Below are 12,663 nucleotides of genomic sequence, written 5' to 3' on the forward strand. Positions count from 1 at the left end.
TCAATAAGGACCTAGTCTGGGTTCATGAGTCTTCCAGTTACAGATACCGACGCTGTCGCTGCACGCTACGTCGACACCATCATCATCGGCAGCGGTTTCGCAGGACTGGGCGCCGCGATCAAGCTGAGCCAGCAGGGAAGCACCGATTTCCTGGTCCTCGAGCGCGGCAGCGACGTCGGTGGCACGTGGCGCGACAACACCTACCCCGGTGCCGCCTGCGACGTGCCCTCGCACCTCTACTCGTACTCGTTCGCGCTGAATCCGGACTGGACCCGCTCGTTCTCCCGTCAGCCGGAGATTCAGAAGTACATCGAGAGCGTCGCGCGGCAGTACAGCGTGTACGACCGCCACGTCTTCGACTGCCACGTCGAGTCGGCCCGCTGGAACACCGCCACCTCGCAGTGGGACATCGTGACCACCCGGGGGAACTTCACGGCCAAGAAGGTCGTGTCCGCCGTCGGCGCCCTGTGCGAGCCGAACCTCCCGGACATCGCCGGCATCACCGATTTCCAGGGCGAGATCTTCCACTCGGCCCGCTGGAACCACGACGCGAGCCTCGAGGGCAAGCGCGTCGCCGTCATCGGTACCGGCGCCTCCGCGATCCAGATCGTCCCGGCCATCGCGCCGACGGTCGCCCATCTCGACGTCTACCAGCGCACCGCCCCGTGGGTCCTCCCGCGCTTCGACCGCGAGTACACCCGCATCGAGAAGCTGGCGTTCAAGTACCTCCCCGGCTACCAGCGTCTGTCACGCACCGGCATCTACGCCGCACGTGAGACCCAGGTCGTCGGCCTCACCCGCGTCCCCAAGCTCATGAAGGCGTTCGAGTTCATCGCGCGCCGACAGATCGCGAAGGGCATCCGCGACACCGAGCTGCGCCGCAAGGTGACGCCGAACTTCCGCATCGGCTGCAAGCGCATGCTGATCTCCAACAACTACTACCCGGCACTGGATCGACCGAACGTCGACCTGGTGACCGACGGTATCCGTGAGGTGCGGGCGCACTCCATCGTGACGGCCGACGGAACCGAGCGTGAGATCGACGCCCTGGTGGTCGCCACCGGATTCCACGTGACCGACTCCCCCACCTTCCAGGGCATCTTCGGCAAGGACGGCCGCTCGCTCGCCGAGGTCTTCGACGAGCGCGGACAGCAGGGATACAAGGGCGCCACGGTCGCGGGCTTCCCCAACCTGTTCTTCCTGGTCGGACCCAACACGGGCTTGGGGCACACCTCGATGGTGTTCATGATCGAGTCGCAGCTGAACTACGTGATCGACGCGCTCAACACGATCGACAAGCACGATCTCGGTGTCGTCGAGGTGCGCCGCGAGGTGCAGGACGAGTTCAACGCCGACCTGCAGACCAAGCTGAACAAGACGGTGTGGCTCAACGGCGGGTGCGCGAGCTGGTACCTCGACAAGCACGGCAACAACACGACGCTGTGGCCGGACTTCACCTTCGAGTTCCGCCGCATCACCCGCAACTTCGACCTCGAGGCATACGACGCCCTCGCGGCCGGCGACGTCACGAGGCCTGTGAGCGCCGTCGACGGCACCCCCACCCCTGCGACGACCGACAACGACGACGAGAAGGCGATCTCCCGATGAGCGAGTTCCGTGGACGAGTGGCCGTGGTGACCGGAGCCGGATCGGGGATCGGCCGTGCGCTGGCTCTCGAACTGGCTTCGCGCGGAGCACGACTCGCGCTGTCCGACGTCGACTCGGTCGGCCTGGCCGCCACCGTGGCGGCCGTGGAGCAGCGCGGCGGAGAGGTCCGCAGCGACCACCTCGACGTCAGCGAACGCGGCAGCGTGCTCGACTACGCGGAGACCGTGCGTCGGCACTTCGGTGTGGTGAACCAGATCTACAACAACGCCGGCATCGCTTTCCACGGCGACGTCGAGAAGACCGAGTTCAAGGATCTCGAGCGCGTGATCGACGTCGACTTCTGGGGCGTCGTCAACGGTACGAAGGCATTCCTCCCGCATCTCGTCGAGTCGGGAGACGGTCACGTGGTCAACGTGTCCAGCCTGTTCGGCCTCCTGTCGATCCCGTCCCAGTCCGCGTACAACGCAGCCAAGTTCGCCGTGCGCGGCTTCACCGAGGCGTTGCGCCAGGAGATGCTGATCGCCCGTCACCCGGTGCACGTCACGTGTGTCCACCCGGGCGGCATCAAGACGGCGATCGCCCGCAACGCGACCGTCGCCGAGGGCCAGGACCAGAAGTCGGTGGCCGAGTTCTTCGACCGTCGCCTCGCGAAGACCACCCCGGAGCAGGCCGCCCTGGTGATCCTGCGCGGAGTGGAGAAGAACAAGGCCCGCGTGCTCATCGGCAACGACGCCCGCGCGCTCGACGCCCTCGCCCGCATCACGGGATCGCGGTACCAGGACATCATCGTCAGGCTGTCCTCGCGCGTCCTGCCGCGGACGACCACCCAGCGGTAGGGCTGACGGTAGGTTCGGGCGATGCGACCGATGACTCTGCCGTTGCCCGTGGTGTCGCGAGTTCTGAAACCCGTGTTCCGGGTGATTCTGAACCCGCGCCTCCCGGTTCCGGTGCAGCGCACACTGCTCGAGGTCGCGGCCCGGTCGCTACCGCTGCCGGAGGGCACGGTGATCCGCAGCGAGACCGTGGGCGGTGTCCCGGTAGAACGGGTCACCGTCGGTGCCACCGTCCGCCGCACCGCCGTGCTGTATCTGCACGGCGGCGCGTACACGCTGGGGTCGCCGCTGACGCACCGCGTCGTCACGTCGTCGCTCGCCCGCGACAGTGGCGCCGTCGTGGTGGCGGCGCACTACCGTCTGGCTCCGGAGCATCCCTGCCCGGCCGCGCTCGAGGACGCACTGGCCGTGTTCGACGGGCTGGTCGCCGACGGTGTCACGGCCGATCACATTGCCGTGGTCGGCGATTCGGCCGGCGGCGGTCTGGCCGCGGCGACGACACAGGCGCTCGTCGACCGTGGCACATCACCGTCGTGCGTCGCGATGATCTCCCCGTGGGCCGATCCGGCGGACCAGGACTTCCCGGCGCCGCGCGACTTCCTGCTCGACGCTCGCTGGTTGCGGAACTCGGCGCGGCAGTATCTGGGCGACGGCGACCCGACCGATCCGCGGTACGCCCCCGTGCGTGGCACGTTGACCGGCTTCCCCTCGACGTTGATCCAGTACTCAGCCGACGAGATCCTGCGGCCCCAGATCCTTCGCTTCGTCGACGCACTGACCGAGGCCGGTGTCTCGGTGCGGTGCACCGAACTCACGGATCTGTGGCACGTCGCCCACCTGCAGGCCACCCTGCTGGCCGAGGCAGCGACAGCGGTCAGGGAGATCGGCGCCTTCGTCCGCGACGCGACCGCCCACTCAGAACGACTGCGTCCCTAGCCAACTCGCGGCGACCGCGCCCGGATCCTCGCCGCCGCGGACACGGTCGACCATCTCCGCGAGATCCGCGGTGGTGAGTTCGCCGGCGATGATCTGCAGCGGACGGTCCAGTGTCTCGTCCACGGAGCCCTTGCGGACGAGGGGGACGAGGACGTCGGCGGTGAGGCCGTCTCGATCGTCGGCGAGCACCACGTCGGTCGCATCGACCACGGCGACCCGGTCCGTGGCCCGGACGATCGTCACCTCGGTGGGGCCGGCAGGAGCGAACGCACAGTCGTAACTCTCGGCGAGGGCCCGTGTCACCGCGGACGCATCGACGGCCGGGTCGACGGCGGCGGACAGGCGGGAACACTGCGGAGACAGAGCCGACAGAGTGGCTTCGGGGAGAGCCGATCCCGCGGCCGCGGTGACGGACACCGTCGGCCCGTTCTCGGCGAGACCCTGGTCGGTGACCGCCAGCCACTCCGGCAGTGCACGCGCCAGATCGGCGTAGACGTCCTCCGGCGCCCGCGCGGCGGACGACGGATCCAGTTGCGCCAGAAACGATCCGGTGAAGCCGGGGACGAGCGCGACCGAGGCGTCGTCGAGGCCGGCGAGCGCGCCGGGGAGACCGTCGACCGTGTCCACCCGAGCGGCCGCTCCCCCGCGTGACAGCGCGTCGGCGTACAGGTGCGCCAGCACCGTCTGCACCGGAGTTCCGGTGTCGGCGACCACCAGCGGCTGCGAGCGCGTCGTCCCCTCGGGGCCGCCGGTACTCGAACACCCGGCCACCACCGAGGCCGCGAGCAGCGCCGCGACGGCCGACCTGCAGACCCGCATCGACCATCCTCTCGAACCTGCTACCGGCGTTCCGGCGCCGAAAGCGGGCCGGTGTCGGGGCCTATCGTTACACTCGAACAGTGAACACGACACGTCGCACCACCTCACGTTCCGTGCGCGTCGCCGCCACCGCTCTGGTGGCCGCTGCAGCACTCACCCTGTCCGCCTGCGGCGGCGACTCCGATCCACTGAGCAGCGGCGGTGAGGGTGGTAGCGGAGGCGATCCGAACACCATCGTCGTCGGTTCCGCGAACTTCACCGAGTCCGAGATCATCGCCAACATCTACGCCGACGCGTTGAAGGCCAACGGCTTCGACGCCAGCACGCGCCTGTCCATCGGCAGCCGTGAGGCCTACATCCCGGCCGTGCGCGACGGCTCCATCGACCTCATCCCGGACTACACCGGAAACCTGTTGCTGTACTTGGACCCCGAGGCCACGGCCACGGCGCCCGACGAGGTGAACACCGCCCTCACGGCGGCACTGAGCGACGATCTCCTGGCATCCACGCCGGCCCCCGGCGAGGACAAGGACGCCGTCGTCGTCACGCGGGACACCGCGACGCGCTGGAACCTGACCAACATCGCCGATCTCGCGCCGTACGCGGGTGAGGTCAAGTTCGGTGGGCCGCCCGAGTTCGCCGAGCGTCCCGTCGGCCTGCCCGGCCTGCGCGACAAATACGGCGTCGACATCCCGGCCGCCAACTTCGTCCCGATCTCCGACGGCGGCGGCCCGGCCACCGTGGCCGCCCTCGCTGCGGGGGACATCACCGCGGCGAACCTGTTCACCACCACGCCCGCGATCGTCGAGAACGATTTCGTGGCACTGGGCGACCCGGACAACAACTTCCCGGCGCAGAACGTGGTCCCGGTCTACAACTCGTCGAAGAAGTCGGACAAGCTCACCGCCGTCCTCGACGCCGTGTCGGCCAAGCTCACGACGGTCGAGTTGCTGGCGCTGAACCAGGAGGTGTCGGGCGACGCGAAGACCGAGCCCGCCGCCGCCGCGAACGCCTGGGTCGTCGAGCAGGGTCTGGACAAGCCGGTCTCGTGATCTCGTTCGAGGGAGTCACCAAGCAGTACCCGGACGGAACGCTCGCGGTCGACTCTCTCGATCTCCGGATCGAGGACCGGTCGTTCACCGTCTTCGTCGGCCCGTCGGGCTGCGGCAAGACGACCTCGATGCGGATGATCAACCGGATGATCGAGCCCACGTCGGGCACGATCAGCGTCGATGGTCGAGACATCTCGACCGTCGACGCCGTCAAGCTTCGGCTGGGCATCGGTTACGTCATCCAGAGCGCCGGCCTGCTGCCTCACCGCACCGTCGTCGACAACGTCGCCACCGTTCCGGTGCTGACGGGTCGTTCACGCAAGGAGGCCCGTCGCGACGCGATGGAGGTCCTCGAGCGCGTCGGCCTCGATCTGTCGCTGGCCACCCGGTACCCCGCTCAGCTGTCGGGCGGTCAGCAGCAGCGCGTCGGGGTCGCGCGTGCCCTGGCGGCAGATCCTCCGATCCTGCTGATGGACGAGCCGTTCAGCGCCGTCGATCCGGTGGTGCGCGAAGACCTGCAGACCGAGATGCTCAGGCTGCAGGCCGATCTGAAGAAGACCATCGTCTTCGTCACGCACGACATCGACGAGGCCATCAAGCTCGGCGATCGCATCGCCGTGTTCGGCACCGGCGGAACGTTGCAGCAGTACGACACCCCGGACGTGGTGCTGTCGGCTCCCGCGACCGACTTCGTCGCGTCCTTCGTCGGTCGGGACCGCGGCTACCGTGGACTGTCGTTCCGCCACGGTGACGGGGTGTCCCTGCATCCCATCACGACGGCGTCGGAACAGGACGCGGCGTCGATCCGTCTCGACCAGGGCCAGTGGCTTCTCGTCGTCTCCGCCGAGGGCCGTCCGCGAGGCTGGATGGACGTCACCGGCCTCGAGGCGCTCAAGTCCGGCGCCAGCATCGCGGACAGCACCTCCGCGGGCGGTTCGCTGTACCCGCCGTCGGGCGATCTGCGACAGGCGCTGGACGCGGCCATCTCGTCGCCGTCCGGCGTCGGCGTGGCGGTCGACGCGAACGGCGCCGTCCTCGGCGGTATCGACGCCACCGAGGTGGTGGCGTTGCTGGCGGACCAGCGTCGAGCCGAGGACCGCGAGCGCGGCCGCCAGTACTTCGAGAAGCCCTGATGCGCTGGCTGATCGACAACATCGACATCGTCCTCGAGCTGACGCGGACCCACCTGTACCTGTCGCTGGTGCCGCTGCTCGTCGGACTGGTCGTCGCGGTGCCCGTCGGCGCGGCCGTGCGCACGGTGGGCTGGCTGCGGCGTCTGACCCTGGTGGTGGCGAGCGTCGCGTTCACGATCCCCTCGCTCGCACTGTTCGTCACCATCCCGCTCATCGCGGGACTGCGTGTCCTCGATCCGTTGAACGTGGTCATCGCGCTCACGGTGTACTCGACGGCGCTGCTCGTCCGCGCAGTGCCCGAGGCACTCGACTCGGTGTCCCCCGCCGTCGTCGACGCCGCCACCGCGGTCGGCTTCGGACGGTTCCGCCGCGCCGCGACCGTCGAACTGCCGCTGGCACTTCCCGTGCTCGTCGCGAACGTCCGCGTCGTCGCGGTCACCAACATCTCGATGGTGTCGGTCGGGTCGGTCATCGGCATCGGTGGTCTCGGACAGCTCTTCACCCAGGGCTACCAGCGCGACTACCCCGACCAGATCCTGGCGGGCATCATCGCGATCGTCGTGTTGGCCCTGGTCTTCGACGCGCTGCTGTTCCTGCTCGGGCGTGCGTTGACGCCGTGGACCCGCGCCGGTGCGCCCTCGACGCGCCGGCGACGAGTGACGGGGGCCCGCGCATGAGCATCTTCTCCGACGCGATCGGCTACATCCTCGACGGCGCCAACTGGTCCGGCGGCACCGGCATCGCGACGCGTCTCACCGAGCACGTCTGGTACAGCTTTCTCGCCGTGCTGTTCTCCGTCGTCGTGGCGGTTCCGCTGGGACTGCTGATCGGGCACCTGCGCCGCGGCGAGGTGGCCCTGGTCGGCCTGGTGAACAGTCTGCGCTCGCTGCCGACGCTCGGCGTGCTGACGTTCCTCGTCCTGCTGCTCGGGCTGGGCCTGGTGCCACCACTGATCGCCCTCGTGCTCCTGGGCATTCCGCCGATCCTCGCCGGGACGTATGCGGGTGTGGCCAATGTCGACGCCACCGTCGTGGACGCGGCACGGGCGATGGGCATGACCGAACGCCAGGTGCTGCTGCGGGTGGAGATTCCCAACGCGCTGCCGCTGCTGCTCGGGGGCATCCGCAACGCCACCCTGCAGGTCATCGCCACCGCCACCGTCGCCGCCTTCGTCAACCTGGGCGGCTTCGGGCGGTACATCTTCGACGGTCTGGCGCTCTACAGCTACGACCGAGTGGTGGTCGGCGCGATCCTGGTGGCCGTGCTGGCTCTCGTGGCGGACGGCCTGCTGGCCCTCGCCGTGTGGGTCTCGGCGCCCGGGACGGGGCGGCTGCGCCGCGCGCCCCGTCTCTGAGACCTCTCAGGCGACGCCGTCCGCCTTCGCAGCCGCGGCCACTGCCGCCGCGACGGCCGGAGCGACCCGCGGGTCGAGTGGGCTGGGCACGATCATGTCGACGCTCAGATCGTCGCCGACCACGGACAGGATCGCGTCCGCGGCGGCGAGCTTCATGTTCTCGGTGATGCGCCGCGCGCCCGCATCGAGAGCACCGCGGAACACACCGGGGAACGCGAGCACGTTGTTGATCTGATTGGCGAAGTCGCTGCGTCCGGTGGCGACGATGCCGGCGTACTTCTTCGCGTCCTCCGGATGGATCTCCGGGTTCGGGTTGGAGAGGGCGAAGACGATGCTGTCGTCTGCCATCGAGGCGATGAGTTCGTGCCCGATCTTCCCCGCGGAGACCCCGAGGAACACGTCCGCATCGGTTAGGGCGTCGGCAGCCGTCCCGGAGAGGCCGCGCGGGTTGGTACGCGAGGCGAGGTCGACCTTCACGGGATTGAGGTCGGCGCGATCCGCACCGACGATGCCCTTCGAGTCGAGCACCACCACGTCCGAGATGCCCGCGGCGAGCAGGATGTTCGCGCACGCGACGCCCGCGGCTCCCGCACCGGAGATGACGACACGCAGACCCGCGAGCTCGCGCTTCTGCACTGCCACAGCGCCCTTCAGCGCAGCCAGGACGACAATGGCCGTACCGTGCTGGTCGTCGTGCATGACCGGGCAGTCGAGTGCCTCGACGACGCGCTTCTCGATCTCGAAGCACCGGGGTGCCGAGATGTCCTCGAGGTTCACGGCTCCGAAGCTGGGCCGCAGGCGGATCAGCGTCTCGACGATCTCGTCGACGTCGTTGGTGTCGAGCACGAGCGGGATCGAGTTGAGGCCGGCGAACTTCTTGAACAGTGCCGCCTTGCCCTCCATGACGGGCAGCGAGGCGCGCGGGCCGATGTCGCCCAGACCCAATACCGCGGAGCCGTCGCTGACCACCACCACGAGTCGCTCGGTCCAGGTGTACTTGTTCACCAGCTCCTGATCGGCGGCGATCGCACTGCTCACCTTGGCCACCCCGGGGGTGTACGCGATGGAGAGGTCGCGCTTGGTCTCGAGCGGCGCGGTGAGCTCGACGGACAGCTTGCCGCCCACGTGGCTGAGGAAGATCTCGTCGTCCGTGATGGTCGTGAGGTCGTCGCGGGCAGGCCGGAGGCCGGTCGTGTGTTCGGTCGGATCTGTTGCGGCGGTCACTGGGCGCTCCTTCATCGTCCGCACGGAGGGTGCGAATCACAGGCGTGAGGGGAAGTCGAGATGCGCGCCCGGGGGATGAGAACCGAGGGCAGGCGACATCTCGATGCGTGCGCGGCGGGTGAGCCGACTTCGCGCGCCACCGACGAGCGGTGACCGGGGTCGATCACCACGGGGTGGCGGTGATCGCGAGTGGAGCCAGTGTGCCACCGCCGGTTCCTCGGGAGCAAACAGGTGCCGGTCAGCCCCACCACTGTCTCGTCAGCCCCACCCCTGGCTCGTCAGCCCCACCATTGCGTCCACAGCAGCGCTCCCGCGACCACCAGCACGCCCAGTGAGCCGAGGAACGACACCCCACGCGAGCGATGGTCGGCGATCCGCTGGAGCAGGAGCGCCGCGACGACGGCGGCGACGTGCCACGCGATGGACGCGGTGCCGGGGCCGGGGAATCCCCGATCACCGCCGACGACGGCGGCGGCGATGACGAGCGCCGTGAGGACGACGAGACCCGCGGTGATCGATCCGCTGAGCGCCTTCACCGGCGGCCTCCGGGTACGACGAGTGGCACGCCCGTCGCCCGGCTCACCAACGCGTCGAACTGGTCCTCGGCGGTGGTGCGGGCCGCGATCGGCGTCGTCTTGTTGGTGCCGTGGTAGTCGGAGGATCCGGTCACGACGAGATCGTGCTCGCGCGCGATGTCGCGCAGGGCGTCCGCGTCCTCGGGGCTGTGGTCGGGGTGATCGACCTCGAGTCCGCCGAGTCGCCCACCGGCGGCGAGCTCGAGAATGTGGTCGGTGTGCAGGAGCCGACCTCGCGTGCGCGCGCGGGCGTGGGCGATGACGGGCACTCCCCCGGCGTCGGCGATCAACTCGACGGCGAGGTCGAGTGGGGTGTCCGCCTTCTCGACGTAGTACGTCCCACCGGTCCGCAGCAGGTCGGTGAACGCGTCGTTCACGGTCTCGACGACTCCGGCCGCGACGAGTGCACGGGCGAGGTGCGGGCGGCCCGCCGACGGACCTGCCGCGGCGAGGATGGTGTCGGCGTCGACGTCGTAGCCGTCGGCCGCCATACGGTCGATCATGCTGCGCAGACGCACTTCCCGCTCCCCACGTAACCGGCTGCGCTCCTCGGCGAAGGCGACGTGCCCGGGGTCGAAGAGGTACGCGAGCAGATGCACCGTCACCGGGTCACCGTCGGCTCCGCGGCCCTGGCACGACATTTCCATGCCACGGACGAGGGTGGGCGCACCGGCCGTCGCGGTCACCGCGGCCACGGCCTCGTCCCAGCCGTGGGTGGTGTCGTGGTCGGTCAACGCGATCACGTCGAGGCCCGCGGCGGTCGCCGTGGCGATCAGCTCGGTGGGCGTCTCGGTTCCGTCCGACGACGTGGAATGGGTGTGGAGATCGATCAGCACGCGCCCAGTCTGTCAGGTGCGCGAGCGCTCAGGTGGGCGGGCGCAGCGACGCCGCCGAGCGCCGCGGGTCGGCGATGTCGATGCCCGCCTCGGTCCACGCGTCGCGCAACGCATCGGCTCCGCGCAGGCGCACCCACGCGGCCTCGGTGCCGGTGATCGGGACTGCCCGCAGGAACCGCACCGGATCGTACGGTTCGGGCAGCTCGAGGTCGGCCACCCCGGACTCGGCCGTCAGCAGCACCGCCGTGAACGGAGCGCCGGGCCAGAGAGGCTCGCCGGCGTCCAGCAGGGCGTCGGGCACCAGCACGATGCCCTCCACCGCGGGCGACGCGGCGAAGACGGCGAGCGTGCGCCAGACCTCGGCGACGGACTCGTCGACTCCGCGCAGGGCCAGGATCAGCTCGGCGCGCGGGCCTCGCTGCGAGTCGGTGACCATGTCGGACGGGTCGGCCATCGGATGCCGCGAGCACCCGAGAGTGGTGAACCGCACGACTCCCTCGACGTCGGCAGCGAACAGCAACACCTCCAGCGGCTCGAGGCCCAGGAAGGTCACGGACGCGCTGGACGGGTCGTCCTGACCGAGCACCGTCTGCAGATGGGTTCGCACCTGCGCTGTCACGTCGCTCCCACTCACACCGTCCATCCAACCCCACGACGTCCGTACCGGCTCCGACGGGACCGGCGTGCCGGTACGGTCCTGCGTGTGGTGACTGTGCTGACCGTGTCCGACGAGGTGGTCGAAGGCCTGTGGAACGCCCGCACACTCCCGTTCGACGTCGACCTGGTCCTCGGTGCGGGCGACCTGCCGTTCGAGTACCTCGAGCACCTCGCCGAGGCCGCCGACGCCCCGTGCGTCTTCGTCCCCGGCAACCACGACGCCGACCTCACCGGGTACTCGGCCGGTCGAGCCGGCTGGATGCGTGCCGGGCTGCCGTCGCGCTGGCCCGGTCCGGACGGCGCCGTCAACGCCGATCGACGGATCGTCAGCGCCGCCGGTCTGCGGATCGCGGGGCTGGGCGGGTCCATCCGCTACCGCGACGGACCCAACCAGTGGACGGAACGGCAGCAGAAGCGGCGCTCCGGCTCCCTGATCCGGACCCACACCTGGCACCCGCTGCTGCGACGCGGAGCGGACGCACACGGGGTCGACGTCCTGCTGACCCACAGCCCACCGTTCGGTGTCGGCGACGCCGAGGACGCACCACACCGCGGTTTCCGGTGTCTCGATCCGCTCACCGAGCGGTTGCGGCCTCAGCTCCTCGTCCACGGACACATCCACCCGCACGGCACGAGGCCGGCCGACCGACAGCTGCACGGAGCCACGGTGATCAACACCGTCGGCTACGCCCTGATCGACATCACCCCGGGCGGCGACACCGCGCCCATCATCGAGAGGCGACGTCATGGCTCGTGACACCGGATTCCCCGCTGCCGACGCGCAGAACGACTTCTCCCGCCAGCGCCGGCGCGCGGACGTGGCGCGGCTGGTCGGCTGGCTGCGCCGTCAACCGGACGACATCAACACGATCCTGCCGTTCGACGAGGTGGTCGCCGCCCTGGGCAAGGTGCGGGAGCGCCGCGTCGGACTCGAGGTCATCCGGGTCGACTCGATCGTGGGCAGCGTGGATCGCACCCGCGACTTCGACCGGTACTTCCGCCCGACGTCGACCCGGACACGCGAACGCTGGCAGCGCCTCGCCACCGCCTGGCGCCGCGGCGAACCGATGCCGCCCATCGAGGTGTATCGCGTCGGCGGCATGCACTTCGTCATCGACGGGCACCATCGCGTGTCCATCGCCTGCGCGATGCACAGTCTCACCATCGAGGCCTACGTCACCGAGATCATCACCCGCATCTCCCCTGACGGCATCTCCACGAGGGGCGATCTCCTGGTGAAGGATCACCGGCGCATCTTCCTCAGCCGCGTTCCCCTCACCGGGAAGTCGCGCGAGGCGATCGAGTTCACGGATCCGTGGCAGTACGCCGAACTCTCGGATGCGGTGGAGGCCTGGGGTTTCCGGCTGATGCAGGAACTCGGCGAGTTCGTCGACCGCCGCACTGTCGCCCGCCGCTGGTTCGGTGAGGAGTTCCTGCCGGTCGTCCGGATGGTGCGGTCCGTCGGGGGCATGTTGACCCGCCACACCGACGCCGAGGCCTACATGTGGGTGGCGCGCGAGCGTTACCGCCTGGTGCGCAGCCACATCTGGAACGACGAGATCATCGCGCAGCTCAAGGAGGCCGCGCCGAACTGAGACGGGCGCCGACCGAGACGGCGACGGCCCCCACCGTGCGG

Annotated in this window: 14 protein-coding genes; 9 read left to right on the top strand and 5 right to left on the bottom strand. The window is 69.5% G+C overall.

Annotation, left to right across the window (positions count from 1 at the left end; all coding sequences use genetic code 11):
- The first annotated feature begins 24 nt into the window (after window positions 1–24).
- Genes HQ312_RS06505 through HQ312_RS06515 form a run of 3 tightly spaced genes read left to right on the top strand, consistent with a single transcriptional unit; the run spans window position 25 to window position 3,377 of the window.
- Window positions 25–1,608 (top strand): NAD(P)/FAD-dependent oxidoreductase, encoded by a 1,584-nt coding sequence (locus HQ312_RS06505; RefSeq protein WP_222638149.1) that lies wholly within the window; start codon window positions 25–27, stop codon window positions 1,606–1,608.
- Window positions 1,605–2,444, top strand: coding sequence for an SDR family oxidoreductase (locus tag HQ312_RS06510; protein WP_222638150.1), 840 nt, complete (start codon window positions 1,605–1,607; stop codon window positions 2,442–2,444). The genes HQ312_RS06505 and HQ312_RS06510 overlap by 4 nt, the downstream gene beginning before the upstream one ends.
- A 21-nt stretch (window positions 2,445–2,465) precedes the next feature.
- Window positions 2,466–3,377: an alpha/beta hydrolase gene (locus HQ312_RS06515; protein ID WP_222638151.1), complete on the top strand. Its 912-nt coding sequence runs from the start codon at window positions 2,466–2,468 to the stop codon at window positions 3,375–3,377.
- On the opposite strand, the gene HQ312_RS06520 is transcribed toward HQ312_RS06515, so the two are convergent.
- Window positions 3,357–4,196 (bottom strand): glycine betaine ABC transporter substrate-binding protein, encoded by an 840-nt coding sequence (locus HQ312_RS06520; RefSeq protein WP_027503837.1) that lies wholly within the window; start codon window positions 4,194–4,196, stop codon window positions 3,357–3,359. The two genes, HQ312_RS06515 and HQ312_RS06520, sit on opposite strands and share 21 nt — an antisense overlap.
- 80 nt (window positions 4,197–4,276) lie before the next feature.
- On the opposite strand from HQ312_RS06520, the gene HQ312_RS06525 reads away from it, so the two are divergent.
- From HQ312_RS06525 to HQ312_RS06540, 4 genes are read left to right on the top strand one after another with little or no spacing between them, the layout of a single operon-like run.
- The gene (locus HQ312_RS06525; RefSeq protein ID WP_027503838.1) at window positions 4,277–5,248 is read left to right on the top strand and encodes an ABC transporter substrate-binding protein; all 972 of its coding nucleotides are present in this window, start codon (window positions 4,277–4,279) and stop codon (window positions 5,246–5,248) included.
- The gene (locus tag HQ312_RS06530; protein ID WP_027503839.1) at window positions 5,245–6,381 is read left to right on the top strand and encodes an ABC transporter ATP-binding protein; all 1,137 of its coding nucleotides are present in this window, start codon (window positions 5,245–5,247) and stop codon (window positions 6,379–6,381) included. The genes HQ312_RS06525 and HQ312_RS06530 overlap by 4 nt, the downstream gene beginning before the upstream one ends.
- Window positions 6,381–7,058 carry an ABC transporter permease gene (locus tag HQ312_RS06535; RefSeq protein WP_222638152.1) on the top strand — a complete coding sequence of 226 codons (678 nt, stop codon included), beginning with the start codon at window positions 6,381–6,383 and terminating at the stop codon, window positions 7,056–7,058. The genes HQ312_RS06530 and HQ312_RS06535 overlap by 1 nt, the downstream gene beginning before the upstream one ends.
- Entirely contained in the window at window positions 7,055–7,735 is a 681-nt protein-coding gene (locus tag HQ312_RS06540) for an ABC transporter permease (RefSeq protein ID WP_027503841.1), read from the top strand. The genes HQ312_RS06535 and HQ312_RS06540 overlap by 4 nt, the downstream gene beginning before the upstream one ends.
- A gap of 6 nt (window positions 7,736–7,741) precedes the next feature.
- Here HQ312_RS06540 and HQ312_RS06545 read toward each other — a convergent pair whose 3' ends face one another.
- From HQ312_RS06545 to HQ312_RS06560, 4 genes are all read right to left on the bottom strand, one after another.
- Window positions 7,742–8,974, bottom strand: coding sequence for an NADP-dependent malic enzyme (locus tag HQ312_RS06545; protein WP_081821089.1), 1,233 nt, complete (start codon window positions 8,972–8,974; stop codon window positions 7,742–7,744).
- A gap of 263 nt (window positions 8,975–9,237) precedes the next feature.
- On the bottom strand, window positions 9,238–9,495 hold the full coding sequence (locus HQ312_RS06550; protein ID WP_027503843.1) for a hypothetical protein: 258 nt from the start codon (window positions 9,493–9,495) through the stop codon (window positions 9,238–9,240).
- Complete coding sequence (locus HQ312_RS06555; RefSeq protein ID WP_222638153.1) at window positions 9,492–10,370, bottom strand: PHP domain-containing protein; 879 nt, start codon at window positions 10,368–10,370, stop codon at window positions 9,492–9,494. Before HQ312_RS06555 ends, HQ312_RS06550 begins: the two co-directional genes overlap by 4 nt.
- Before the next feature lie 28 nt (window positions 10,371–10,398).
- The gene (locus HQ312_RS06560; RefSeq protein WP_222627377.1) at window positions 10,399–11,013 is read right to left on the bottom strand and encodes a suppressor of fused domain protein; all 615 of its coding nucleotides are present in this window, start codon (window positions 11,011–11,013) and stop codon (window positions 10,399–10,401) included.
- Between the two features lie 60 nt (window positions 11,014–11,073).
- On the opposite strand from HQ312_RS06560, the gene HQ312_RS06565 reads away from it, so the two are divergent.
- Window positions 11,074–11,784, top strand: a complete 711-nt coding sequence (locus HQ312_RS06565; RefSeq protein WP_222638154.1) for a metallophosphoesterase — start codon at window positions 11,074–11,076, stop codon at window positions 11,782–11,784.
- The gene (locus tag HQ312_RS06570) at window positions 11,774–12,622 is read left to right on the top strand and encodes a hypothetical protein (protein ID WP_027503847.1); all 849 of its coding nucleotides are present in this window, start codon (window positions 11,774–11,776) and stop codon (window positions 12,620–12,622) included. The genes HQ312_RS06565 and HQ312_RS06570 overlap by 11 nt, the downstream gene beginning before the upstream one ends.
- The last annotated feature ends 41 nt before the right edge of the window (window positions 12,623–12,663 follow it).

This window comes from Rhodococcus sp. BP-316, assembly GCF_019836105.1.
Classification (GTDB): domain Bacteria; phylum Actinomycetota; class Actinomycetes; order Mycobacteriales; family Mycobacteriaceae; genus Rhodococcoides.